The sequence below is a fragment of the Paenibacillus sp. WLX2291 genome, assembly GCF_046603665.1.
Taxonomy (GTDB): Bacteria; Bacillota; Bacilli; order Paenibacillales; family Paenibacillaceae; genus Saccharibacillus.
The window spans coordinates 2,619,965-2,646,348 of record NZ_CP176755.1 but is presented as its reverse complement, the minus strand read 5'-3'; the positions used below and the strand labels follow the sequence as shown (position 1 = coordinate 2,646,348).

General features: G+C 46.3%; 18 protein-coding genes. 3 read left to right on the top strand and 15 right to left on the bottom strand.

Translation table 11 applies throughout. From position 1 onward, the window contains the following. Positions 1-8: 8 nt before the first annotated feature. From ACDE64_RS11385 to ACDE64_RS11365, 5 genes are all read right to left on the bottom strand, one after another. Positions 9-3,317 (bottom strand): GNAT family N-acetyltransferase, encoded by a 3,309-nt coding sequence (locus ACDE64_RS11385; RefSeq protein ID WP_411350090.1) that lies wholly within the window; start codon positions 3,315-3,317, stop codon positions 9-11. A gap of 471 nt (positions 3,318-3,788) precedes the next feature. After that, positions 3,789-5,846: a beta-galactosidase gene (locus tag ACDE64_RS11380; RefSeq protein ID WP_411350089.1), complete on the bottom strand. Its 2,058-nt coding sequence runs from the start codon at positions 5,844-5,846 to the stop codon at positions 3,789-3,791. A 144-nt stretch (positions 5,847-5,990) separates the two neighbouring features. Next, positions 5,991-6,905: a hypothetical protein gene (locus ACDE64_RS11375; protein WP_411350088.1), complete on the bottom strand. Its 915-nt coding sequence runs from the start codon at positions 6,903-6,905 to the stop codon at positions 5,991-5,993. A 213-nt stretch (positions 6,906-7,118) separates the two neighbouring features. After that, on the bottom strand, positions 7,119-8,099 hold the full coding sequence (locus tag ACDE64_RS11370) for an aldo/keto reductase (RefSeq protein WP_411350087.1): 981 nt from the start codon (positions 8,097-8,099) through the stop codon (positions 7,119-7,121). 30 nt (positions 8,100-8,129) lie between these two features. Continuing rightward, entirely contained in the window at positions 8,130-8,333 is a 204-nt protein-coding gene (locus ACDE64_RS11365; RefSeq protein ID WP_411350086.1) for a hypothetical protein, read from the bottom strand. Positions 8,334-8,556: 223 nt separating this feature from the next. Between ACDE64_RS11365 and ACDE64_RS11360 the strand changes: the two genes are divergently transcribed. Next, complete coding sequence (locus ACDE64_RS11360) at positions 8,557-9,480, top strand: AraC family transcriptional regulator N-terminal domain-containing protein (protein WP_411350085.1); 924 nt, start codon at positions 8,557-8,559, stop codon at positions 9,478-9,480. Between the two features lie 99 nt (positions 9,481-9,579). On the opposite strand, the gene ACDE64_RS11355 is transcribed toward ACDE64_RS11360, so the two are convergent. The 3 genes from ACDE64_RS11355 to ACDE64_RS11345 all read right to left on the bottom strand — a co-directional run bounded on the left by ACDE64_RS11355 (position 9,580) and on the right by ACDE64_RS11345 (position 11,660). Next, positions 9,580-10,317, bottom strand: a complete 738-nt coding sequence (locus tag ACDE64_RS11355; protein ID WP_411346766.1) for an AraC family ligand binding domain-containing protein — start codon at positions 10,315-10,317, stop codon at positions 9,580-9,582. 60 nt (positions 10,318-10,377) lie between these two features. Continuing rightward, positions 10,378-10,959 carry a LysE family translocator gene (locus ACDE64_RS11350; RefSeq protein ID WP_411350275.1) on the bottom strand — a complete coding sequence of 194 codons (582 nt, stop codon included), beginning with the start codon at positions 10,957-10,959 and terminating at the stop codon, positions 10,378-10,380. Positions 10,960-11,060: 101 nt separating this feature from the next. Continuing rightward, positions 11,061-11,660 carry a TetR/AcrR family transcriptional regulator gene (locus ACDE64_RS11345; RefSeq protein ID WP_411350084.1) on the bottom strand — a complete coding sequence of 200 codons (600 nt, stop codon included), beginning with the start codon at positions 11,658-11,660 and terminating at the stop codon, positions 11,061-11,063. Between the two features lie 172 nt (positions 11,661-11,832). Here ACDE64_RS11345 and ACDE64_RS11340 point away from each other — a divergent pair, with 172 nt between their 5' ends. Further along, complete coding sequence (locus tag ACDE64_RS11340; RefSeq protein ID WP_411350083.1) at positions 11,833-12,876, top strand: 2-dehydropantoate 2-reductase N-terminal domain-containing protein; 1,044 nt, start codon at positions 11,833-11,835, stop codon at positions 12,874-12,876. Between the two features lie 223 nt (positions 12,877-13,099). Here ACDE64_RS11340 and ACDE64_RS11335 read toward each other — a convergent pair whose 3' ends face one another. The 4 genes from ACDE64_RS11335 to ACDE64_RS11320 all read right to left on the bottom strand — a co-directional run bounded on the left by ACDE64_RS11335 (position 13,100) and on the right by ACDE64_RS11320 (position 18,408). Then, the gene (locus tag ACDE64_RS11335; protein ID WP_411350082.1) at positions 13,100-13,969 is read right to left on the bottom strand and encodes an aldo/keto reductase; all 870 of its coding nucleotides are present in this window, start codon (positions 13,967-13,969) and stop codon (positions 13,100-13,102) included. Between the two features lie 148 nt (positions 13,970-14,117). Beyond that, positions 14,118-14,969 (bottom strand): hypothetical protein, encoded by an 852-nt coding sequence (locus ACDE64_RS11330; RefSeq protein WP_411350081.1) that lies wholly within the window; start codon positions 14,967-14,969, stop codon positions 14,118-14,120. Positions 14,970-15,529: 560 nt separating this feature from the next. Then, on the bottom strand, positions 15,530-16,000 hold the full coding sequence (locus tag ACDE64_RS11325) for a hypothetical protein (protein WP_411350080.1): 471 nt from the start codon (positions 15,998-16,000) through the stop codon (positions 15,530-15,532). A gap of 50 nt (positions 16,001-16,050) precedes the next feature. Continuing rightward, the gene (locus ACDE64_RS11320; RefSeq protein ID WP_411350079.1) at positions 16,051-18,408 is read right to left on the bottom strand and encodes a cytoplasmic protein; all 2,358 of its coding nucleotides are present in this window, start codon (positions 18,406-18,408) and stop codon (positions 16,051-16,053) included. A 649-nt stretch (positions 18,409-19,057) separates the two neighbouring features. Here ACDE64_RS11320 and ACDE64_RS11315 point away from each other — a divergent pair. Then, positions 19,058-20,098 carry an NAD(P)-dependent alcohol dehydrogenase gene (locus tag ACDE64_RS11315; RefSeq protein WP_411350078.1) on the top strand — a complete coding sequence of 347 codons (1,041 nt, stop codon included), beginning with the start codon at positions 19,058-19,060 and terminating at the stop codon, positions 20,096-20,098. Between the two features lie 367 nt (positions 20,099-20,465). Here the strand turns inward: ACDE64_RS11315 and ACDE64_RS11310 are convergent, their stop codons facing one another. The 3 genes from ACDE64_RS11310 to ACDE64_RS11300 all read right to left on the bottom strand — a co-directional run bounded on the left by ACDE64_RS11310 (position 20,466) and on the right by ACDE64_RS11300 (position 26,339). Then, positions 20,466-22,592, bottom strand: a complete 2,127-nt coding sequence (locus ACDE64_RS11310) for a subtype B tannase (protein WP_411350077.1) — start codon at positions 22,590-22,592, stop codon at positions 20,466-20,468. 128 nt (positions 22,593-22,720) lie between these two features. Then, the gene (locus tag ACDE64_RS11305; RefSeq protein ID WP_411350076.1) at positions 22,721-24,616 is read right to left on the bottom strand and encodes an ABC transporter ATP-binding protein; all 1,896 of its coding nucleotides are present in this window, start codon (positions 24,614-24,616) and stop codon (positions 22,721-22,723) included. After that, positions 24,609-26,339, bottom strand: coding sequence for an ABC transporter ATP-binding protein (locus ACDE64_RS11300; protein ID WP_411350075.1), 1,731 nt, complete (start codon positions 26,337-26,339; stop codon positions 24,609-24,611). The genes ACDE64_RS11305 and ACDE64_RS11300 overlap by 8 nt, the downstream gene beginning before the upstream one ends. Positions 26,340-26,384 lie beyond the last annotated feature (45 nt).

Genomic DNA, 26,384 nt, shown 5'->3' with positions numbered 1-26,384 from the left:
TCCTGCTGTTATAAAGTAAGATCCTCTTGTACGAATACGATCTTTTGCAGATCAAGCAGTGCTTCGCGCGTAAGGTCGGCAGACGTCCACACATGGAACTGCGGAGCCGTCAGTACTGTCTGTCCATGTTGAAGATACAGCAGATTGTCGGTTGCATTCAAAATCCCGTTTGCATCCACGAATCCCCACACATTGTCATTGTCCGGCACCGAAATTATATATAACTGCTCCTTCCGTTCACTGGACTGAAGGCGCATGATTCCATCTGGCGCAGGAATGTCATATTGTATTTTACCCGCTTTGTAGACCATTGTCTCCTGTGCCGTATTGTCGATAGACAACTTCCCAGCCGATACATGTTCGCCCGGTTTGTAGAAATTCCAGTAACGAGCATTCAGCGGTGCCAGACTGGTGTTCGTTTGCTGCTGTACCCGTATGACCGAAGCAATCACAGGTATACCGGGCAATGTAACATAATATTGTCGCAACGACAGTCCCTTGAATTTGGCAAACGTTTCAATATGGATATCGATGGCGATGCCTGACCAGCAATTGCCATGAGTATCCTTGATCTCTGCAAACGAAACCTCGCGCCGTTCTTGCAGCAGACTTGCTTGCGACATCGTTTCGATCTCCATCGCCAATCCACCTAGCCACGGATTCCACCATGACTTCGGACTTGGTTGCGGATACGAGGAATCCAGCCATTCTTGTCCCTGATGTCGTAAGGAGATGAGTGCCGCCGCAAAATTCTGACTTGCTTGAAATTCCAGTACACCGTTATGCACACGATGAATCTCGCCATGCTCATCCGATAGTACATCCAGCTTCACAGGATCGCCAGCGACAGGAATAACAAGACGATGCTGTCGCCACTCGTAGCTATCCGTATCCAGATGAATGTCTAACACATCAATATCGCCAGAAGCTTCAGCATTCAGCTGTACCTGCGCTTCATATTGTCGAAGCTCCTGTTCAGACGGTATGGCAAATGATTGAGACGAAGAAGCATTCGTCAAACTTTGTTCATTGGAAAGGCGAGTATCGTTCAGCTTCGAATGCTGTGAATTCACGATAATCGTGCCGTCCAGTGCTGAGTTTTTGTGTTCGATTAATTTGATTGGCGCTGTCGTTCCTTGTACAAATGGATTTCCCTCATTCCATACAAGCTCCAGCGATGGCTGTGTAGATAACGGCTTGACCGTACTCTCCCCTCTGGCAAAAGCACGGAAATCCTGCCATTCCTTCCACGTTCCACCCGCTATGATCATCTCTGGTGTAGAGATGACCTCATCCTTTTGCAATATACCGAGTGGATGCTCTAGCATGAAGTACCAGTAATCGGTCGTCAATTCACTTGCCTGTGACCAGCTGATCCCCCAAGCGGAACGTTCCTTCTGCGTAAATACCCAATTCTCGCTAAACTGACTGACTGGCCAATATTCTTTGGCCGACGCATCCGGGCCACTTTGCGTATGAATGTATCGGTTGTTGTACGGAATGACGCTGTTGTACAGCGAAACATCCACTCTTTCTTTTATAAATAACGGCTCTGTTCGCTCATGATTTGCTAGATTGCGGATCATACAATGACGGGTGATGATGCCGTTGCGCTGTACTTTGATAACGGTTGTCAGATGCACTTGTTGCGATTCCAGCTCGTATTCTGCTTCCATGATCATAGCGTCTTCCAGACGGAAGTGTACTCTAAGCGCACGATTCTTGGTAAACAGATTGCTATACGGCAATCCAAACTGTGGATGTAGCAGAGATGTGCCTCGCTCTGATCCCTGGTACACCTGAATAGTATTGCTCTCTTTGTTCAAATGCACATGATAGAGACCGTTGCTGACAATCCATTCTTTGTCCGTTTCGCCTCCAAAGGCAGACTCAGCGCCGGGCAGTAGCAGACTAAGATGCTGATCCAGCACGTTCACCAGAGCAACAGCTGATGATGAATACAGCGGAGAATCTGCATTATTCGTTGATTCGGAAGTGACAGTTGATTGTGGAATGGCATGGGAATCAGTATGATTCGCTGATTTCACTTGTTCATTAGCTGAGTGTTGATTAATACTTGTTGCCGTCTTGTAAATGGTAATATTCTGATGCCAGATGCCATAACCGAGCACATGTGCCTTCACCAGAACTGCTTGGCGAGATTGTGCGGGTACGGAGATCGACAGCTCTGGTTCAGCGAAAGCAAGTAGTGGATGCTTCGGCCAATGAATATGATACGTTTCAGCGGTATCGTATTCATTTTCGACAGTTACCTCCAGTTCCATCTGCTCACCGACATACAGGGTACGATGTGGCGGTTGCAGCTTGAGCCGTACCGGGAATCTAGGTTCCACACCGATCTTGAAGGTCGCAGCCAGACCGTTGATCAGCAGCTTCGCTTCCACAATGGGATGGGTCTGGAACGGATTTTGCTCCTGTTCGATTGGGTTCAGGTGAAAGCTCCCACAAACCATTTCTTTTTCGTTTACAGTAACAGATTGTTGCAGGGTGAAATCCACCTGTTCATTGCTTGTTCCAGTAAGTTCCACTTGCAGCGGCTTGCCCGTTTTGTTGAATATCTCGTATTCAATAGGATAACTCAAACCGAATGGCAGACGATGCTGCTTCGGAATCGTGGCAGAGATCAGATAATCATTCGTTTCGATCAGGCGCAGACCGCGACCGGTGCGCTCGTATTCCATACGCAGATGCAGATCATCCTTACGCCATTCGTAGGTAAAATAATCAAACCCATTGGCGCCCGTTCCGTCCGGCTCCGTCACAATCTCGCGTACGCTATCGTTGTACCAATCCAATTGATCAAAGTACGATTGTACCGCTGGCGTTTGCAATACCGATGGAATCAAGTTAATCAGATGGGTTGCATCGTCACGACGCTCCCAGAAAAATCCGGCTTTTTTGTAAGTAGGAACTGCTTTGACGTTGCTGGGCCAAGTGTAGAGATCGATACGCGGCCAACCGAGTGTGATCGTCTCTTCGATGGCACGCAGTACGAGTCGTTTACCGACCTTCTTCCCGTGATAATCTGGACGTACATTGAGCAGTGCGATATAAAGTGCGTTCACATCGTCCTTATAATGCGAGAAGCTACAATATCCGATGACTTCCTCGCCAATAACAGCTAGAAATACATTCAGATGCACGCTATTATGATGCTCTTCCATAATCATTTCTTCCGTTTGAATCGCATTGTCTCCGCCCCAGCTCTCATTGCTGGCGTTCCACATATCAGCTATGGATGCGGCGTAACGCGGTTCGTATTCGACAATTTGAATATCTGTGAGATTGGTCGTCATAACAGTCTATTCCTCCGTAATCGTATGTAATATGAAGCTGGTACTCTTTTATTGCTACAATCTGGTATATCATATTGTGAATCTAGTAAAGCAGGTGAGTATGTTGTGCTGACCAATACAGCGCAGAGGTGGGTAGCGGAACAGCATACTACATTGTACTTGACGAGCGTAGGAGTGATTTAGTTGCTATACGGCTATTTTATACATCCTTTTATTAAATATATCGCTACCCTGCATGTCATGATGGTGTGCAAATACTATGCTCATCCTCACCTTGCTGTTATTATACCTATCCTTATTACGTATGCAAAATAAACCAGTTATACATGATCCCTTCAACAATACAGAATCATATATAACTGGTCGTATATAATCGAATGAATGTAACGTAATTGTCTTAATACATATCGTAGTCGTACCATTTGATTGGATGAGTGTTATTATAATTTATCTTAGAGTCATTATTTTCATCTACCGCGTATGCTGCAAAATCCATACACCATACGGCGGCAACTGCGTCTGACCATCTAGCGTATCGCCACTTAGTAGCTCCCTATGCGCCTGCTTGAGCGCAACCTCCGCTGGTTGATCGCCATAATTCAGCAAGAAAACATAATCCGCCTCATCTCCGCGACGAATGCCGATCTCCACCTGTTGCGGCACATCCAGCCATTCTACTACCGGCGAAGTCAGCTCCAATTGTTGAATCAACGCATCCACAACCGTTTCATGAAATGCCGCTCCATGATACAACACCTTGCCAGAACCCTGCTTACGCATCGTCAATGCCGGTTCCCCATCATAATACGAACCGGAATATGTAGCGAGTATCTCTACCTGCGGATCATCCACTTGCAAAATATCATTAAATCCTACCGCCGTACCATCCAGTTGTTGCCCCGTCGCTGCCCACGTCAATCCGGGCGCCTGCACCGTGCCTGTAATCATCGTAAAATCAGCTACCGAGATGCCGCATAATTCTGCGACAGCACCCGGCATCGGCTCCATTCTGGCGTGACCATCGCCATTTTTGTAACCAGTGCGTGCGCCGAGAATGAGCGTGCCGCCTTGCTCTACATACGCAGTCAGCAATTGCGCCGTCGTCTCAGTCAGAATAGCAGCATGTGGATAGACGATTATATTGTATTGTGACAATTGCTCCACACTCTGTCCGCGCAAATAAACAATATCCGTCGGAATATGATGATATTGCAGCTGCTTGAACCACGACTGCACACTACGAGCTGACAACGGGCCATGCCAGATGTCGAATTCACCATCCCAATCGTTATCATAATCACGCAAAATAGCCACGTTTGCTGCATACTTCGTCCCAGCAATCTGCGACCCTATATCCACAAACTCTGCGCCTACCTGTGCCGCTTCTTTTACCCGACGATTCGGACGGTTGTGGTAATCGTTCAGACCGTGCCAATACATCTCTGTACCAAAGGTCGCCGTGCGCCAGCGGAAGTACATGATCAGATCGGCACCGTGCAGCACTGACTGATATGTCCACAGTCGCAATTGTCCAGGCTGCGGCGAAGCCATCGCCAATCGATTAGACCAGCCACCCGGCCCCGCCTGCTGCTCCATCACACAGAAATTATGCGAAATATCCCGCGTCACACTTAGATTCAAACTCCATTTGCGATCCAGCAACGGTTGTTCATCATCTCCAGCAAAGACTGTCGAGAACTGTGGATACGAATCGTACGAGAAAAAGTCCAGCAGTTCATCGGTTAACGTATGACTGTCCAGATGTCCAAACAATCCATTCGTCGTAATCTGATGATGCGGCGCCACTTCCCGTAAAATATCTACTTGAATGCGCGCAAATTCAATCACATTATGCGAAATAAAGCGCTTCTCATCCAGCACCTGATGCGGATTATGCGAATCTGCTGGTGTCAGACGTGGTAGATGCACCTGTTCCCAGTCTGTATACGTCTGACTCCAAAACACCGTACCCCAGACGCGATTCAGTTCATCCAATGACCCATACTTCTGTTGCAGCCACGAGCGAAAGGCAATATGATCCGCCTCCGCATAAAATACATTGCTCTCGCAATTAAATTCATTGTCGATCTGCCAGCCGATAATCGCCGGATGATCATAATAATGCTCTGCCAGCTTGCGCGTAATATTAGCGCACAATTTGCGATAGATGGGACTACTATAATTGTAATGACGACGCAGACCATGTTGATACATATTGCCTTCCAGCGTGGCATTTAGCACTTCCGGGTATGCTTGTGTCAGCCAAGCGGGCGGTGTTGCTGTCGGTGTACCCATAATAACCTGAAGCCCATGCTTGTGCGCCAGATCCAGCACCTCATCAAACAACTCAAACTGATAGACGCCTTCCTCTGGCTCGAAGACCGTCCAAGCAAATTCAGCAATACGTATGTAGGACATGTTCATTTCTTTCATCCGTCTCAGATCATCTTCCCATAACGAAGATGGCCATTGCTCCGGGTAATAACAGACGCCCATTTGCAGCGATTGAAGTTGGATCGATTTATTCATAACATCACCTCGGGTGGATTAGATCGATCCCTTGCTGGATCGTTGTATCTGTTATGATTTTAAGCTTGGAACCGGATAGCGTATATAATAGGTTTTTGTTGAAGTTAGAAGTATTTTGTCATTAGGGGAATCCTTCTACATTAATTACGTTTCTTCTAATTGCAACAGAGCAAGTAACGAATAGAAGCATGTTAGTGTAGGCAATGGTTGAGAAGAATCTTCATTGTTCTGAATAAACATCTCTAGAAATTGCTGTGCTTCTTTGTGGTATGTTCTATCAATCCAGCCGCCAAAGAAACCAAAAAAGGCATTAGAAAGTATACTTCCCAATATGATACCACGCTGCTTAATCATTTTAGGATTGCGGTTCAAAATCGTTGTTCGCTTCAAAACCCAAAGCTCAATTAACGAAATAATAACCAGTTCAGGAATCCCAGTGCGATCTTCAAAATACAGATCATGCTCGCGTATAGCCAGCTCTTTTAATTCGTTGATAGTCAACAAGTGATCGTAACCCCTACTGAGATCTTGTCTGATTTTATTACAAATAACTTGAAAGGATAATTGATCCTGCTCCTGAATACACCAAAATGTATAATCAATCTCTAACCAATTAGCAGCTGGTTCTGGCGTATGAACCCAATCTGCTACTCCTTGTTTCTGCATATCGTTTAGTTGAACTTCATCATATACAAATGGTTTTCTTTTGCGGGGATTTTGAGATTCAACGTACTTCTCCCATTCATCTGATTCATCAAGGACGTTCAAATTTTTGAAATGAGGCTTTAGTGAATAGATTAATTCAATGACTTGTAAATATAAACCTTCTGGAACAACTCCTACTTTCACAAACTCATCCACATACAATGCGGAATCGAAAACAAAATTCAATTGCTCCGAATCTGGATGCATGTTGACGCGTAAGCCGCTTCCTTCCTCAGTATCGATATATTCAGAATACCAATGTTTCTTTTCGGCGTAAGTCTTTACTTTTTCTAACAATAGACGCTTATCATCGTGTGATTTTAATGTTCCTTTATAAAACAAAGTTGTTGTCATAGATCCCCCTGTTTGTTGACTTTTGTAGTCACTTTATAAATCTTAAATCTTATTGCAGCATCATAAGAATACCTATGTACTTCACTCTCTTCAATATATAATAAAAATCCGATCCTGCGCCATTCATCATTCGGCAGAATCGGATAGGGTACTGAGTATTATAATCTATTATGAGCGACTGCTTCTATGCAGCGGTTACTGTTAGACATAGATTCAGGTCGCACCTACTACAGGGTGCGGTACATACGGTTCTTCCAAGAAAGCTACATCCTCATCCGTCAGCTTCACATCCAGCGCCGCTACGGCATCTTCCAGATGTGAAACTTTGGTTGCGCCGATGATTGGTGCGCTGATCGGTGTTTTTTGCAGCAGCCACGCCGTAGCGATATTGGCGCGGGTTACGCCGTATTTCTCTGCCAGCTCGGCGACGCGCTGGATAATCACACGGTCGGTGTCGAGCGTGGCGTCGTATTTGGATTTTTGTACCTGATCGCTTTCGGAGCGGAAGGTTTGTTCTTCTGGATCACGAGTGAGGCGACCAGATGCGAGCGGACTGTATGGAATGACGCCAATGCCTGCATCGCGGCACAGCGGCAGCATCTCACGTTCCTCTTCGCGATATAGCAAATTCAAATGGTTCTGCATAGAGACAAAGCGCGTCCAGTTGTTCTTTTCGGCGACATGCAGTGCCTTTTGAAATTGCCATGCGTACATAGCGGAGGCACCGATATAGCGGACTTTGCCTGCCTTGACCAGATCATGCAGAGCTTCCATCGTTTCTTCAATCGGCGTCGTATAATCCCAGCGGTGAATCTGATACAGATCGACGTAATCGGTGCCGAGACGCAGTAGACTTTTATCCATCTCGCTTATGATCGCTTTGCGAGATAAACCTGCGCCGTTCGGACCTTCTTGCATGCGGATGAATACTTTGGTTGCGATGACGATCTCGTCACGGTTAGCGTAATCTTTGAGCGCGCGACCTAGATATTCCTCGCTGCTGCCCATCGAATAAATGTTGGCGGTATCGAAGAAATTAATGCCTAGCTCCAATGCTCTTTTAATAATAGAGCGACTTGTTTCCTCGTCCTGTACCCACGGGTGTACCCAGCGGCTCGCATCACCGAAGCCCATACAGCCAAGGCAGATGCGTGAGATGTCGAGACCAGTATTGCCAAGTTTGGTATATTCCATAAGGTATGTCTCCTTTACTATTTATTGTGATTAGGATTGCGTACGAAAATGTGTTTGCCACGGATACGACGTGCGTGTGGACGGTGAAGCTTCTGGGTATTTGCGCTCCAGTTGATTCAACGATTGTCGATATAGCTCGCGGAATGGGGCTTCCTTTTCATGCTGTATTAATGTATGCAGACGACGGATGAGACTTTTCTCAAAATACATAATCCATTTCTCCATTATGATCACGGCGCCGGAGTCACCTCCTTCCTCTCGTTCATCAGACTGCCTATGCAGATGACACACAGCAGCTACTCTTTTAGTATGCCGTAGTAAAAACAAAACTGTTATCTCATTCATCTTAAATGATTGCCTATTTCTACTACGGGCATTAACAGCGGTATGTTCACAGGTATATAATGCAATCATAGGGAGGCTTCACATTAGCCTGTACAGAGGAGGAACAGATAGCATGATCCAGCATCTACATCATCAGAATGCCGAACTGGCAACACTGATTCAGCGTCATTGCCCGGGTGAGGGCTTGTTCGAAACGGCTGTGCCTTCGCTATTTCTCATTCATCATCAGCAGACAACGGAACGGGCATTTCGTGTGTACAAGCCCTGTCTGTGCATGATTGCCAGTGGTGCCAAGGATATCTTTCTCGCTAATGAGCATCTTGCTTATGGACCTGCTAGCTATCTGGTTGCTTCTATGAATTTACCAGTTGTCGGTCAAGTCGTGCAGGCATCGGTGAATGAACCATATTTGAGCTTTAAGCTGGAATTCTCGCAAGCGCAGATTCTTGAGGTGCTTAACGATACCGATCTGCCGCAAATGCCGCGAGATAATGCTAGACGTGCGTTATTCGTTGGCGAAAGTGAGCAGCATCTATTGGATGCGGCAGTGCGATTAACACGATTGTTGGAGCAACCCAAAGATATTCCATTTCTGGCGCCACTATTTACCAAAGAAATTCTGTACAAGCTATTACAGACCTCATATGGCGTAACATTGGCGCAGATTGCGCTGGAAGGTAGTAGTTCGTATCGTATTCGTGAGGTGATTGAGCAGATCATTCAGCAGTATGATCAGCCGCTACGAGTAGAGGAATTGGCGGAGTTGGCGAGCATGAGTGTGTCATCCTTTCACCGGAATTTCAAGGAAGTGACGGCGATGAGTCCATTACAATTCCAAAAGCAGCTCCGTTTGCAAGAAGCACGGCGCTTACTGCTGGCAGAATCGGCGGATGCGGCAGATGTAGCGTTTCGCGTCGGATACGAGAGTGCTTCCCAATTCAGTCGGGAGTACGCGCGTCTGTTCGGAGCGCCGCCACGGACGGATATCAAGCAGTTGAAGGAGAAGTACGGAACGACGCTGAATGCGTCAGTATGATGGATACAGTGTGGCGAATATGACTCACGTATAACCAAAAGCCAGATGCTCATCGGAAAGGATATTCCGGCGTTCATCTGGCTTTTGGTTATTTCATATTTATCCAAGATACATCATATATTCAAAAGCAGTAATACCATACACACTTTTAAAATGCTTATTCAAATGCGTCAAATCTACAAATCCACACTCTGTCACAGCGGTGTATACATCCTTGTTCTGCTCAATCAGCTGCTTGGCATACTCGATTTTACGATTCAAAAAATATTGATACGGCGAGATTCCAGTCTGTGCTTTGAACATACGGATGAATTGAAACTTGGACAAGCCTAGCTCCGCGCTGATCTGCTCCAGCTTCATCACGCCGCCAAGATCAGCATGCAGCATATCTTTGGCTTTGCGGATCAGTCCGACATCCTGCGAAGTACGTGAAGTCCAATCGGTACGGGCAAGGCTGTCGGTCAACGAAATGAGCAATTCACTGCATAGGGCGTCATCCTGATCATGTAACATCGCTTTGGATAAAGATAGTATGTTGCGGTTTAGGACAGGATCGTAGACAATCGGCGATGAGAAGCGCAGCAGCTCCTTTTGCCCAGTCGCTTCCTTCATCAGCTCTGGATCGACATAGAGCATAACATAATCCAGCCCGCTTCTATCATTTGCCATACCGTCATGCGCCTGCTCAGGATTGAACAGCATTACACCACTAGAATGCGATAGTTGCAAACTGCCATCCATCGTGAAGCGCTGAATCCCGCGCAGCGTTACGCCGAGTGAATATTCCTGATGCGAATGTCGCTTATACGTAAATTCGTTGATACTGGCGGACAGCATCGTAATACCAGCTGCCTTTTTATATACAAAATGCTCTGTCGGATTCAATTGATCTTCCTCCTATACCCAGATCATGACAGCTGCATAAATCAGAAATAAAGTCATAATCAGATTCGCTGTCCGTTGATGCCGCTGTAGAAACTGTTTGAAAATTGTACCAAACATCACCCAAGTTGTATAGGCGAGAAACCCGATGCAGGTAATCACGAGCACACCGATGGTCAGTCCTGTTATCGCTGAATTGTACGGCATAATAAACGTTGGAATGACAGTCATCGTGAACATAATTACTTTCGGATTCACGAATTGCGTAATAAAGCCGGAGTGAAATGTTCCCATGCCAATGAGTGTACTGGACTTGGACGATTTGGATTTGCACGAAATTTGATAAGCCAGATACAGCATATATAAGCTACCGATGATCTGCATTACGATCATAATTTTCGGCAAGACGATTGCCAGCATGCTATTCAGAAAAGCGGATGTCGTAAGCAGCAAAGCAAACGCCAGTGTCGCACCATATGTGTAGCGTAGCGCCCGCTGCGTCCCTTCTTTTTGCGCAATCGAGAGAATGACGATGTTACTAGGTCCGGGTGTAAACGTAATAATGAAACAATACAACAAAAAAGACAGGATACTGATGGGAAAAACCCCTCTCTGCACGTTGGCGGTGTTTTACATCAATATACCTGTCTTCGGAAAATGGCTATAGTACATTATTGCAGCATCTAATCATATATCGCTTATTTCGTTCCATGCTTGTCAGTCGAATGGGAAAAGGAAGATATAATGTCGGCAATCTCATCCACACTTTGCTTCGCCCCAGCTTCCAGCCATTGATTGATCACACCCATCGCGCCATACACCATGTACGTAAAACGGTAATCCAGATCTCCCATTTGCACATTGGTATCGTTGGCTGACAGATTGGGATCGTCATCGGTGATAGGCTGGTGGATAGAAGCATTCCAAGTGTACATCTCCAAAATAATCCGCGTTAGCAGCTGTCTGCCATTGTCTCGAAGCAAAAGTAATTGATACAATGCCCGTTGCTCCTGAAACGTTTGCAGTAACTTCGTCAACGCCCCTCCACTCTGACAAAACTCCTGCTGCGCTGTCATAATACCGTGAATCTGTTGATACATCTCTTGTTGTAAGCATTCCAGCAAATGATAACAATCCTTGTAATGCAAATAAAACGTCCCGCGATTGATATCCGCCAATCTACATATTTCACTCACTGTAATTTGCGAAACGTCCTTGTCCTGTAGCAATGTCAGAAAACTTTTCTTGATATGTTCCCGTGTATATTGAGTGCGGCGATTGTTCTTCATACCGACCATTTGGCGTCCTTCCTTTCATCTATTCAACAGGTTATCCATGATCTGTTGATTGCATACCAATTGTCTCTAAATTGATGATTGTAAGCGTGGTTGTGGGCAAATTATACTAACACCATGATATAAAATCAACAGTTGTTCATTTCATGAACAACGGAGAAATGGAGTATAGTATATGACTACAAACATCCCTTCTGCAAACATATTAATCGTTGGAGCAGGCGCTACAGGCTTTTCCGTCGGTTACCATCTGACACTAGCAGGCGCAAAGATTACGTTTCTTGTTCGCTCAGGACGTGCCGCTACCGTTGCAGCACCACAAAAGCTGTATTGTTATGATGACGTGTCCTTAAAAGATTTTGACCATTATGATGTCGTGGATCATGTAGAACAAGTAGCTGCTCAATCGTATGATTTTATTATCATCACATTGGATGGGCATCACAGTCGTACATCTACAGGGAAAGAATTATTAACAGGGCTTGGGACGATGGCACGTCATCATGGAACTCCCGTGATTATGTGTGGTTTTGGACATGGGCTGAAACCATTTTACATGGAGCAAATGGGATTGCCTTCTCACCAGCTACTGCGCGGTATGCTGGGTACACTCGCTCATCAATCCCATGCCCCACTGCCTGTGCATCAACCAGCGGATGCAGAGCAGATTGCTCAATCCATCATTGCGTACCGACACCCAGCGGACTTGCATGGATTCCGAATTGAAACAGCCAACGATCTGGCGGCGCAGCAGTTTACCGATCTATACAATCGCTCGCAGGTTTCGCTGTGTAGTCAGGCGAGTCCGGTTATGTTTGATCTATTTTCCAGTATTGGGTTTCCCGTTTATGCGGCTTGTGATCTGGCAGGATGGCGACCTTTTGCCGAGGTTGTTCATAATCAACACGTATGGACACTGGCGTGTGCAGCACAATCCGAGATTGCTTCTCTCCCGCAGCATGGAGCAGAAGGACAGCAGATGTCTCAGTCCATGAATGAGCAGACAACAGCGTATATTCATCAGAATATGGAGCAACAGCTGTTACCGCTGGACTATCAGGCATTCAATCAATTTCATCACGGCGGCAAAGTAGCGGCTCAGGATACAGAATCTATGCGCTATTCTCTCGCGGAAGGTCAGCGCAGTGGACACCCAATGACGGCATTGCAGCAGTTGCTACAACTGCTAGATGAACGCGCGGATGCTGACAATCGGTAAATGATGATCAGTACGTGGAAGTATGTAATGAATATGGGATGAGTGTAAAACAAAGTACGGTGGATCTAAAATAAAACGAGATCAATAAAGCAAAATGAGATCAATAAAGCAAAAACCGGATGTCTATTTCAGACATCCGGTTTTATACGTTAAAGCCTCGTTCTACAGCTTTGTTATATTGTTTATTCGCCTTGAAATAGTCATATATCGTCTAATAGCATCTTTATTCGGACAACTTGTCCAATGTAGCAAAATCCTCATCGCTCAATTGCAATGTAGCTGCTTCGATATTCTCGTCCAAATGCGATACCGTTGATGTACCCGGAATCGGCAGGATGACTGGAGAACGACGTAGCAACCAGGCAAGAGCGACCTGTGCCGGTTTGGCATTGAGCTTTTTGGAGATTTCATCCAACGGACCGCCATCGCGAGCAAGCTCACCAGTCGCCAGCGGGAACCATGGGATAAAGGCGATATTTTGCTTTTCCGCTTCATTCAGTAGGTCTTCCGCTTTGCGGGTAGATAAATTGTAAAGGTTTTGCACGGAAGCGATTTTGGTAATTTGGCTAGCTGCCTGTAGTTGATCGACGTCCACTTCGCTCAGACCGATATGACGAATCTTGCCTTCCTGGCGCAGCTTTTCCAGTTCACCCAGTTGTTCTTCCAGCGGAACCTTCGGATCGATACGATGCAATTGGAACAAATCAATGCGCTCCAGACCAAGATGACGCAGACTGAGTTCTGCCTGCTGACGCAAATATTCTGGACGTCCCACTGGACGCCAATCGTTCGGACCGGAACGGGTCAGACCCGCTTTGGTAGCGATAATTACATCATCCTTGTACGGATGAAGCGCTTTGCGGATCAATTGCTCCGCTACAAAAGGACCATAAGAGTCCGCAGTATCGATAAAATTAACGCCCAGCTCGACTGCACGCTGTAAGACGCGCACCGCTTCGTCAGGGTCTTTCGGATCACCCCAGACTCCTTTGCCTGTCAATTGCATACTTCCATAACCAAGACGATTCACTTCCAGATCGCCGCCAATCTTGAACGTGCCAGATGCGGCGGCATTCAGGTTTTCGGTTGTCATATGAAAAGCTCCTCTCGTTTTTGGATGGTGCCTACCTGTCATTGTACACCCAATAATACCTTTACCCTTAATTGAATCTTTCTATACATTAGGGCAATATTATTTTTCACAACGTATTTAGTTTACATAATATTTATTATGGTAATTATCATTTTGTAATAAAGAGCTTTTGTTTGATTTCGTCTATATAATCATCGTCCATGTCAACTACAATCGTTTTAAAAATAATATCGTTATGATGTAGTACGGTTTGCTCGATACCTTCCTCCTGAACAACTTGCTGGAATTCACGTCCCTTTGGCAAAGAATCCACGTCCATAAAATAAACTTCCAATTGGTCATACTTTAACTGCTTTGGTCCAAAACCATGCTGCTTCAACACATGCACCAAATGTTCAATATCGTGTATATAGTTTTGTTGTGTGCCCTGCTTGGATGCAATAACAACTGTAATATAAGTGTTAAAGGTTTGAGGATATTGGTTTACAAAATCGCTAAACGTCGTGATCTGCTTATCGTATGTAGGATAGCTTTTCCCCTGATAGATGCGAACGGTTGCAGCCGCATTAGCAGGGAATCCCTGCTTGGCAATGCTCTGAAACTCCTGCTCTGCCTTTGCTTGCCATTTGATTTTGAGATAGTCGTCTTTCCAGCTTTCTACTACCCTCTTACGTACAGTAGCTTTTATACCAAATTTGATTTCGGTATGATGGATCGGACGAGCGCTTGCAAGATAGTCATCTGGTAAAAGTGGACTTTGGATATTGGTCAGTTCAAATGGTTCGTTGTACGTTTTCTCCAAATGTTGGATGATACTTTGTTCTGCTCCGCTGTAATCAGTAGTAATTTCTTTAAACCAAAAAGCAAACGCAAACAGAGGCATCCCCGCCAGCAAAATATTTAACAAAATAAATCCACCAGCCATAAAACCAAAAATGACAACGATGACTTGCAGCCTGAACTTTCTTTTCTCCTGTAGTTGTTTCTCTTTATCATTCAATCTGAATTACGACTCCTTACTTGTAGGTTGGATAGGTTGCTTATAGATTGGCTAAGTTGCTTGTAGGTTAGTAGATAAATTATTTGTATGAATTGAAGTATTGAAGCTGACTGCTCATGTTGAACTATCGAAGCCTACTACTCGTTATGTAAGCAACTACATTTTCAAAGCAATAAACTGACAGGTATTGCAACGGATAGCAATAAGTTGTTTGTCGCATAGATATGAACAAATTATAGTATATTGTGGAAGAAACTACTATACAGTAGCATTTGATCAAACTATGTTCTCCTTCATTTATTTTGGTTATCTTAGGATTTCATTTTGTGTTCTGAAATTTTAAAACGAAATTAGAAACCAATATATTTACATAATAAATATTATGTAAACTAAAATAGGTGAATTGGATAGTCTTTGCGAATAATGCGAATAAACTATCAAACATACAAACAACCTACTGAATCTCACAATTTAGCAGGTTGTTTTCCATTTGTTTTCTATTTTTGTCCCATTACTATTCTTTCATTTTGTACAACCCAAAATCCATTACTTCCTCAGATTCATGATGTAGACAGATTCAATTCGTGTATCGCTTCACTGGCAGCCTTTTGCACAAGAGGATCATCGTGAGATTGATACTTCTCTACAATCGCAATGTACTTACGATTGTACGTCATACCGAGTGCATATACTGCGTCTGCCAGCAATTCAAGCTCAAGTTGCTCTATCTGATCGGCGATTACATCCAATGTCTGCCTTCCGTACTGCGTCAGTAGCTCCAAGATAACGTTCTTGATCTTCACTGTTTCCTCTGTAAATAGGTGTTGCTGTAACAGGATGAAGATCTGCTCCAGATGAGGAAGTTGATACCCAAACCACGGGTCGAGAAATCGATCCATGCAGAATAGCAAATTGTCTTTTTCCTGCTGGCTTTCCGTTTGTAAAAAGACTTGAATCGGTTCAATCCCCGCTTGAATGATATCCATATGGCGTTGATCATACGTTATATATTTTACCGAATCGGAATCCATCTTACTCTTCCTCTCTACCAGATTAGATCCCCCCCCCATACCGCAATCTGTCACATAAATTCAGCTAGAATCATATCTGTCTCATATGCTGTAATGCCCTGCTCCATCGCGAATACTGTATCAGCATCCTCCATACGTTCCACCAGTGTACCTCTCGCTTGGGCATGCAATGTGAACAGTTCAGACAGCATCGGTCGGCGCAGATCGGAGAAAGCGTGACCGAGCATTTGCAGACCTGTCATATTATCCTGTGCGGTAATCTGGAAACTGCGATTCTTCAGCACGGCATCCATCCAGATCATCTCACGGGTATGCAGATCCAGTGCAAACGGTACAGCTTGCTGGGCTTGAACGGTCAGGTCAAACTTGGACTGTACGGTGCGTGGATCGTATACTTCGCCGGTTTGAACATGCTGGCGCATCATGAAGCCAGCAAAGCATTCTGGCAGTTCCGCAAACGCCTGTCCAGTAAAGCAATTCACCTGCACAACGGCATAACGTGCACGAGTCTGTGCCAGTACAGCCGGAATATGAAGATCAATAAACTCAGATGCGCCTTGGGGTGCGGATACAATATCACCGCTATGAACACCAAAGTCCGCTTTTATATTATAAAAAGCAAGCGTATCGACATGGTTCCAGTCGTCATCCATCAGGATCACGGACAGATCGACATCAACACGAGTAGACTGTCCTTCCCGCAGATCACTCCACCAGCAGAACAATCGCACCGTGTCTCCATCCAGCATATCCACTCGACTTCCACGCGGTAATGCACGCAGCGCACGACTTGCTGAACGCTGTGATAATGGAACTGGAATCTGCTGCAACGTCGGTTCGATGTATACCCGTCCAAGCGATGGTTGTTCAGCAAAGCGCCGTCTTAGTTCATATTCAATGCCTTGTGTCAGGCGCTCCGTTACTGCATCTGACAGCACAGGCAAAGTATTCGGAATCGCAACGACTTTCCCCATATTACCTTTCGGGAAAAAGACACGATACCGTCGCGGCTCATGACGATGCTTGAAATGTGCCATCATTTGCAGCAGTAACGGAGTAGACAGCTCATTCATATGCTGCTCAAATTGCTCCAAAATAGCTATGGATCGTTGTGGCTGCGAACGCAACAGCATATCCAGTCGTCGTGCCAGTTCACCCGGACGTGTACCTAGCTTGGCAATCACAGCCGGATCGCCGTTCGCCAAGCCATGCTGAATTTCACTACGAAAGGTAACGATATGCTTGTCCCGTCGCAAAGAGGTAAAGGCTGCAAATGCATTCGGGTACTGCTTACGCATCTCACCCGGATGTAGAATCTCACCAAGTCGCTTCCATTGCTCACGGTACAGCACCATATCTTCTAATGGCTGAACAGTACATTCGAGCAAACCGAGCAACAGTCTGCGCTCCGACCGTTTGAACTTGCGAAAGTGATACGCAGTTGCAGGATCGGCAACCTCTGCTTGTTTCTCTCCATTCACACTCAATGTAGGGTTCATCTGCACATGGATACCTTGATTCATGTTATACACATTGGCAAATGGACGGGTTAACTGTGGCAGTTTTTTCGCCCATGCCAGACTGGTATCCAGCCCGGACAAACCAGCCGCCAGACGCAGGACATCGGTAGCGGTGCGGAAATAACCGCTCAATCGCTGAATGCTGGCACGTCTATTATCCAGTAATACAGCTGCAACATAAGCTGCATTTTCCTTATATGGGATCTGCTCTGGCAACAGCTGTTCCACGTCCTCCACATGATGCAATGCTATACGGAGATCTTCTTTATCTTGTTCGGACAGTGAACCATTGGCGGCTGCCAAATTCCGCATCACATATATACCAGCGGATTCCTCAGCAAGCGAGATGAATCGAAGCTGGGTATCGTCCAGCAACAACGGAGGAGTCTGCGCTGCACTGTCCGGTAATGTGCCCAAGCTGTAATGCAGCATCGCATTCAGGTACAGCTGTGCATGGGATGCCTCCATAACTTCATCAGGGAAGTTCGGATACATCGGCTTATACTTCACATGATCGCCAACCATATGCTGCAATGTCGGTACAATCTGTTGATGAAGTGCAATCAGTTCTGTAACTGGCAAAGTACGACAAGCTTGCAGGAGATCATGGTCAAATGTGTAGCCAAGCTGTTTCATATGTGTGAGCAACGTTGCTAGCATACGTTCATTGGGTGATGGATGTTCAGTAATCAAGTCACTGACGGGTGCTGTGTTGTCGATCTGTTCATGCTCTGTTGGATGAGATGGTTGGGATTGTGACTCAGGCAATATGAGCTTTTGTACACGTCGCAGCAAAATAGGGTTCAACCATTGAAAGGCAGGTAGAATTTGCTGCGTATTGTTAAGTGCTTGCTGCTGTATTATGTGTTTGGATCTATTCATATTCATATGTAATCCTCCTATATATACAACAACCGCAGGAGAGCCGGAACACTGATAAAGGATAGTTTGGGTTAGAAGGAAGTGTTCTGATAGCCTGCGGCTGATGTATGATGTTGGAATGTATAAAGCTGCAAGAGAGCGGAAAAGCTGAATTATGCCAGGGGAGACAAGTCTCCGTTCTGGCTCCGATGAGTAGAAGGAAGCTGATCCATAGCCTGCCGCTTTATTCCTGTGTGCTATTTGTGTTGTTCGTGATGTTCATATTGTTCGTCTTGCTGATACTTACACTTTACGAGATCGTTCAGCTTCCGAACAGGGCACAAGTATGGCGAATGAACAATAATAGAAATATACAACCATGTTCACGTTGTTCTTCATATTATGAAGTCTATAGGTGAGTTGCTTTACCTGCACCGTACACAGCTGCAAAACACAGCTACAAATCGCTAACAACTCAGCTATACCACCTCTATATTCCTAATCGCAAATCACGATGAAGCTATTAAACAGTAACCTATTAAATTGCACCCGATTGTCTACCTAAAATTGCATCTATCAAAAATATGTATATAATAAATGAGTAAGTGTTCATTGATTAGCAGATAACACTTTGTTTAGATACTTACCAAAACATACAGAATAGGGAGTGGAGAAAATGGTACAAACACGAGTATTGAGTGCTTCCCATGCTAAGGCACCTTTTGAAAAGACAACGATTGAGCGCAGAGAACTTCGTCCGAATGATATTTTGATCGATATCAAATTCAGCGGCATTTGCCATTCCGATATTCATAGTGCTTACGATGAGTGGGGCGGCGGTATTTTCCCTATGGTTCCGGGTCATGAAATTGCCGGGATCGTTGAAGCTGTCGGTAGTGATGTAACGAAATTTGCAGTCGGTGACCGTGTCGGTGTTGGCTGTTTTGTAGATTCTTGCGGTGAATGTGAATACTGTCAACGCGGTGACGAGCAATATTGCACACAGGGCGTTGTACAGACGTACAACTCGCGCGAATATGATGGCACGCCAACGTACGGCGGTTACAGCCAGAAGATTGTAGTGAAAGATCGCTTTGTCGTTAGCATTCCAGATAAGCTGGAAATGAATGTAGCTAGCCCACTGCTGTGCGCAGGTATCACTACCTATTCCCCATTGAAATACTGGAATATAGGGCCGGGTAAAAAGGTAGCTGTTATCGGTGTCGGTGGACTCGGTCACTTGGCGCTGCAATTCGCGCATGCACTTGGCGCAGAAGTTACAGCATTGAGTCGTTCGGTCAACAAAAAGGATGAAGCGTTTGAATTTGGTGCTGATCACTATTTTGCAACCGAAGATCCAGAGACGTTCAAACAACTGGCAGGTCAATTTGATCTGATTCTGAATACAGTATCCGCGAATATGGATGTGAATGCGCTTCTGTCACTTCTACGTGTAGACGGTACACTTGTAAACGTAGGTGCACCAGCTGAGCAAGACCAATATAGCGTATTCTCGCTGATCATGGGTCGTCGTAGCATCGCCGGTTCTCTCGTAGGCGGTATCGCGGAAACACAGGAAATGCTGAACTTCGCTGCCGAGCATGGTATCGAGCCGAAGATCGAAGTGATTCATGCGCATCAGGTAGATGAAGCTTATGAGCGCGTACTGAACAGTGATGTACGCTATCGCTTCGTTATCGACGTAGCTACACTGTAGGTTATTGCTTCAAATGTGCAAACAATAGGCGTGAGATTGAATTTGAACCGATGGGATCTTTTGAAGGAATCTTGTGAAGATTTCTTTGATTTCGGATCAATAAGGAAGCTTGTGCCTACTATGAATATACAAAATCCCCTGAACTCCAATACTGGAGAACAGGGGGTTTTTGTTGCATTTTAGAGTATTTACGAGACCGATTCCTGCCACATATGCATGTTCATATATGCGCTCAAAATCCATTGCGAGACTATACGCATATGCGATACATAAAAGAACAAGAACATGTATTACTAAGCAAGCGCCTATAGTAAGGCTGGTTATCTCTCACGCATATCGTTGCTGTGTTTTCTGTATACGAACCGTCTTACTGTTCCGCTGAATAGCTTGTTGTCGTATCGATGTTCAGCTGACGGGTTGCTGATTGCCAGCTCAGATTGACGTCTAGCGCTTGAGCCAGATCGCGTAGTTTCAAATACGTTGTGCCTTGAATCGTGTAGGCAGTGACTTGTACTTGTTTGCCATCGACGGTTACGGATGCCTTGGCTGTCGAAGCTTTGGCAGAACGGGTTGGATTGCTGCTCGTTGTATTACTAGTTGATGCAGATGATGCTGTCGTGCTGGTGAGCGATATGGAGCCTGTTGCTGAATCTGCTGCAACAGTAAACGCTTTGTCTGTTGCTTGCAGTGCGGTGGCAAGATCGTCAGCGGTCACATAATGACTGCCAGCGATATTGTAGCTAGCTAACGTAGCAGTTTTGCTGTTGATTTTCACTGTTGCTTTGCCTGCGGTAGCTGTCGTTGTAGCAGATGTCGGCGCTGTCGATGTGTTGGATGATGGTGATGTCGTGCTACCGGTTGTGGTAGATGTACCGGAAGGGGCAGACGTATTGTCTGTTCCACTGTCATCCGGTGCTCCTGCTTCCCCCGTCATTCCCCCGCCCATATTCATACCGCCAGTTGTTGTACTCTGATCGGCTACTGGAACGGTAGCATTGACAGTTGATCCGCCTGCTACTCCTGCCATCCAGGTGAACAGTTCGCCCAGATCGTAGTCGCCACTATGTGGTACATCCCACGGCAGTGCATAATCGACATTGTAGCCTTTATTTTGCAAATCTAGTGCCAGCATCGCTGAAACTGCGGTCGATGTATCGCTATCCTTCGTACCGAAGCGAATCCGCCAGTTAGGCGCTGTATCGGTGCCAGAGGTAGAGATATAATTCATCGGGTTCATCAGCTTGATCGTTTGAGCATCTGCCATGCTACTGCCTTCTACCGTGCTATGATCCTGTGCGTATTGAGTAAAATGCTGGGTATCGGTTGTCGCCGTACCGAACAGTTGATTCTCCCCTGCGCTCAAGTCCAGCGCGTCAAAGGCACCCGGCGTTTTCATACGACCGAGATACGCAAGATACTGATCATAGTTCACATCCGTTACTTTGCCATTGCTGATCGTAATCCAGCTCTTGTCTGATAGATCAGTGCCGTTATCCAGTGCTTTTTGCGCGGAAGCTATCACTAGCGATTGAATGTAATCACGGAAGCTGCCTGTACCGTCACTGTTCAAAGTCAGTGCATTGCCGTCTGCATCCTTAAGATTCAGACTGTTGAGGTATGCCGGGAACATCGCGCTCAGATCGTTGGACACTTGAATCTGATCAGCAGTTAGCGTGCCCTGCACTGTTTTGCGCTGGATATGGTAATCGGTATCTGTGGAGATTTCCAGCTTGGAATAGGTGTTGATACCATTGAATTGCCATTCATACGCATCGTTGGCTTGATCCAGATTCGTGATCGGTGTATACGACGATACGGCAAAGATATCATCCTTCGCATCCGCTGCGCCCAGTTCTGTTAAATATGGCTCATAATCGGCATTGTTACCGCTAGCGCCTAGCAGTGCGGACAATGCACCACCTGCGCTTGTACCATTGGAGATAATTTTATCGGCATCGCCAGGCATCACACTATCGTTGTAACGCAAATAACGTACTGCTGCTTTCAGATCGACGATTGCTGCCGGAGCTTTACCCGTTGTCGCCGTACGACCGCGTGCACCCGGGGAAGCGACTACATAACCGTTAGCAAGTGCAATCAGGGCAGCATTATCACCGCCACCCATGCCCTGTCCCGGGCTGTCTGGCTCAGCAGGCATATAACCGCCAATCGCATTTGGGAAGAAGATCGGTGCGTTATCTGCGTTGTAGCTACCGATGGATTTCCCTTCATAGTACTGTTCCGGTACATAGATATTCATAATTTCGTATTGTGTATCGACAGGATGTTTGACATAAACGATTTTCTCGTACGCCCGGTATTTGATCGTCTTGCCATCCAGTGTGGCGGTCTTCTCGGTATAGCTAGCTGTATGAAAATCAAGATTGTACGAACCTGTTGCAGTCGTAGATGCTGCCTCGGCAGTAATTCCGTTCAAGGGCATGACCAGCATAGACGACATGACAAGGGTGGCAAACCATTTTTTGCTATTCATTGTGACATAATCTCCTTTGTTATCAGGTATGGAATGTGTCCGTATTGTATGAACAGTCCTATCCTACATCGGAAATATGGCATAAAAATGGCATAGCATGTAGATTTCGCATTTTACCGTGCTATTATTCAGGACGATTCCTGATGCACGCCATGCTGGAACTGGCTGTGATATAGCTCGTAATATGCTCCTCGCTGCTCCAATAACTGCTCATGATTGCCCTGCTCGGCAACCGTACCTTCGCGGATCACTAGAATGCGGTCGGCATCGCGAATCGTACTGAGCCGATGAGCAATGACGAAGCTGGTTCGTCCTTTCATCAGCGTCTTCATCGCCTGTTGAATGTGCATCTCCGTACGCGTATCCACACTGCTGGTCGCTTCATCCAGAATGAGAATCGCCGGATTCGCCAAGATCGCCCGGGCAATCGTTAACAATTGCCGCTGACCGTGACTCAGATTACTGCCTTCCGCTGCCAACACAGTATCATACCCATGCGGCAAGCGCGCGATAAACGGTGCTGCATTGGCAAGCCGAGCCGCTTCTTCCACCTCAGCATCACTCGCATCCAGTCGACCAAATCGAATATTGTCACGAATCGTTCCTGAGAAGACATGCGCATCCTGTAATACCATACCTACCTGACTGCGCAATTGATCTTTATCCAGTTCACGCACATCGCGTCCATCGATCCGCACGGTGCCGCTATTCACTTCGTAAAATCGGTTTAGCAGATTAATGACTGTCGTCTTGCCCGCTCCGGTTGGTCCCACCAATGCAATCTTCTCGCCGGGTTGAGCCGTAAAGTCAATATGCTTCAGAATCATACGATCTGGATCATAACCAAATGACACATCGTCAAACTGTACTTCACCATGCAGTTTCACAGTATCGTTTGTATGGGATGACTGCGTGGATGCCGAAACACCGCTTGTTTGCTGATGTGTTCGTTGCTCATATTCCGATGGTGTATCCATAATCTCAAAGACACGCTCTGCACCAGCGATAGCGGACTGAATCATATTGTACTGATCTGCCAGCTCGGCAATCGGACGACCAAACTGCTTAGAATAGTTCAGAAAGCTGACGATAATCCCGACCGTCGTCAGATTGTGAAAAGCCATCCAGCCGCCGATGCTAGCAATCAATGCAAAGTCGATATTGTTGACCATATTCATCACAGGTCCGACCAGACCAGAAGCGATCTGCGCCCGAATCCCTGCCTGATTCAGTTCATCGCTAGTACGGCGGAAAGTAGCTGCTTCCGTTTGTTCGCGGCGATACTGTCGAATGATCTTCTGTCCACCAATTGACTCCTCGATCATACCGTTCAGTTCACCCAGATGCCGCTGCTGGCTTTTAAAATATTTACGACTCATTCTTGCAATGCGGCGACTTGCCAGCAAAATCATCGGTACTGTCAGCAATGCTACAATCGTAAGCGGAATATTGAGCGACAGCATAATAATGAGTGAACCGACCAGCATGATCAGGCTGTTGAGCAACTGAGTCACACTCTGATTCAGCGTATTGGATACGTTATCGATATCGTTGGTTGCTCGGCTCATCAGGTCGCCCTTAGCCCTTTTATCAAAAAAGGAAATCGGCAACTGCTGATACTGCCTGAACAGATCACGACGCAGATCGTACACCGTACGCTGTGATACGCCTGTCATTACGTACGCTTGCACCCATGATACCGCGCTGCCGATCACATAAATGGTCAACAGCATGCCCGCCAGCTTGAGCAGCATGGCGTAATCACGCGGAATGACTGCCAGATCGATCACGCGTCCAAGCAGATATGGTCCGAGTAACGATAGAATGGCATTCAACACGGTGAAAATGTAAACAACGATCAAGCCTTTGCGCTGACGATTGAGATAGCTCCACAGTCTGTGAATGGTGGCGGTACGATTTTTGGCACGAACGATAGGTACATTGCCGCGCATCGGTCCACGTCCGCCCGGACCAGGCATTGGAGGCATTGCTGCCTGAGAAGATGATTTTTGCGAATCAGCCATGATGTACCTCCTCCTCACGCAGCTGGGATTGACGAATATCGCGGTATGCTTCACTTGTTCGCATCAGCTCGTCATGCGTTCCCTGCGCAGCGATCTGCCCATTTTCCAAAATAAGAATTCGGTCGGCGTCGCTGATCGACGATACCCGCTGCGCAATCATAATATGTGTACTGCCATGCGTGCCGCGTTGCAGCCGCTGGCGAATCCGCGATTCTGTGACAGCATCCAGCGCGCTAGTGCTGTCATCCATAATGAGAATCGATGGACGAATAAGCAATGCGCGTGCAATCGATAGCCGTTGTTTCTGCCCACCGGATAGATTGATGCCACGCTGACCGAGTACCGTATCATACCCTTCACTGAGTTGAATGATGAATTCATGTGCTTCTGCTGCTTTTGCTGCTTCGATGACCTGCTCCTCGGTTGCCTGCGGGTGACCGTACCGGATATTGTCGCGGATTGTACCGCTGAACAGAATACTTTGCTGCATGACAAAACCGATCCGGCTTCGTAGATGATCCAGCTCAATCTGCTGAATATCGGTACCGTCGATCAGAATGCTACCGCTGCTCACTTCATACAGTCGCGGAATGAGACTGACGAGCGTCGATTTGCCTGAACCGGTTGCGCCGAGAATAGCAACCGTCTCGCCTGGTCTCGCGGTAAAGCTAATATGCTGAAACACATCGTTATCATCCGCATGATAGGCAAAGGACACATCACGGAATTGAATCTCGCCCCCTCGAATGATATCAGTAGCCGCAGATGGATGATTGACGATCTCGCTATTCGTTTCCAGTACTTCATTGATACGATTCGCGGATACGCTAGCACGAGAGATCATCGTCAGGCGACCGCTAAGCATTAGCATCGACATGAGCAACTGAGTAACATAGTTGATGAAAGCGACCAATTGCCCTACTTCCAGTGAACCATTCCAGCTCTGCATCCCGCCGAACCATAACACCGCCACAATACTAACATTCAGAATCAACATCATTAGCGGCATATTGAGCGCCAGCAAGCGTACTGCTTTGATTGCGACAGCAGTATACCCACTGTTGGATTCGTCAAAACGTCGTTCTTCATGCGCTCCACGTACAAACGCTTTGACGACGCGAATACCAGCGAGATTTTCCTGCAATACGGTATTCACCTGATCCAGCCGCGCCTGCATACGCGCGAATAAAGGAAATGATACCTTGATCAATATATATAACAGCGCCGTCAGTACAGGCACCGAAATGAGCAAAATAATCGTTAGCTTCGGACTGATCACAATCGCCATAATCAGACTGCCAATCAGCAGCATCGGCGAGCGCACTGTCCGTAGAATTAGCTGTACAAAGCTTTGTAGCTGCACGACATCATTGGTCAATCGTGTAATGAGTGAGCCAGTTTGCAATGTATCCAGATTGCGATTGGAAAAGGTCTGAATATGCTCAAACAACCGAATCCGCAGATCATTGCCAAAATGTTGCGAAGCCATACTGGAAAAAATCGTACATCCTACACCACCGATCAGACCGATCAGCGCCACGCCAAGCATGAGCAAACCGGTCGTAATAATATGATGCAGATCGTTCTTCATTAAGCCGTCGTCCACGATGCTCGCCATCAAAGTTGGCTGCATCAGATCCATGCTAACCTCTAACAGCATCAGCAACGGTGCAAGCAGACTTGATACCCAGTACGGTCTGAGCATCCCGCGCAGTTTCCACATTCACTGTCCCTTCTTTCCGGCATGTTGCCGGTACGTGTATGCAAA

Coding starts and splice junctions, on each gene's coding strand:
- ACDE64_RS11320 (WP_411350079.1), bottom strand. CDS start 18,408: ATGAATATGAATAGATCCAAACACATAATACAGCAGCAAGCACTTAAC.
- ACDE64_RS11385 (WP_411350090.1), bottom strand. CDS start 3,317: ATGACGACCAATCTCACAGATATTCAAATTGTCGAATACGAACCGCGT.
- ACDE64_RS11340 (WP_411350083.1), top strand. CDS start 11,833: ATGACTACAAACATCCCTTCTGCAAACATATTAATCGTTGGAGCAGGC.
- ACDE64_RS11310 (WP_411350077.1), bottom strand. CDS start 22,592: ATGAATAGCAAAAAATGGTTTGCCACCCTTGTCATGTCGTCTATGCTG.
- ACDE64_RS11315 (WP_411350078.1), top strand. CDS start 19,058: ATGGTACAAACACGAGTATTGAGTGCTTCCCATGCTAAGGCACCTTTT.
- ACDE64_RS11360 (WP_411350085.1), top strand. CDS start 8,557: ATGATCCAGCATCTACATCATCAGAATGCCGAACTGGCAACACTGATT.
- ACDE64_RS11380 (WP_411350089.1), bottom strand. CDS start 5,846: ATGAATAAATCGATCCAACTTCAATCGCTGCAAATGGGCGTCTGTTAT.
- ACDE64_RS11335 (WP_411350082.1), bottom strand. CDS start 13,969: ATGACAACCGAAAACCTGAATGCCGCCGCATCTGGCACGTTCAAGATT.
- ACDE64_RS11300 (WP_411350075.1), bottom strand. CDS start 26,339: ATGTGGAAACTGCGCGGGATGCTCAGACCGTACTGGGTATCAAGTCTG.
- ACDE64_RS11325 (WP_411350080.1), bottom strand. CDS start 16,000: ATGGATTCCGATTCGGTAAAATATATAACGTATGATCAACGCCATATG.
- ACDE64_RS11355 (WP_411346766.1), bottom strand. CDS start 10,317: ATGCTGTCCGCCAGTATCAACGAATTTACGTATAAGCGACATTCGCAT.
- ACDE64_RS11345 (WP_411350084.1), bottom strand. CDS start 11,660: ATGGTCGGTATGAAGAACAATCGCCGCACTCAATATACACGGGAACAT.
- ACDE64_RS11305 (WP_411350076.1), bottom strand. CDS start 24,616: ATGGCTGATTCGCAAAAATCATCTTCTCAGGCAGCAATGCCTCCAATG.
- ACDE64_RS11370 (WP_411350087.1), bottom strand. CDS start 8,099: ATGGAATATACCAAACTTGGCAATACTGGTCTCGACATCTCACGCATC.
- ACDE64_RS11375 (WP_411350088.1), bottom strand. CDS start 6,905: ATGACAACAACTTTGTTTTATAAAGGAACATTAAAATCACACGATGAT.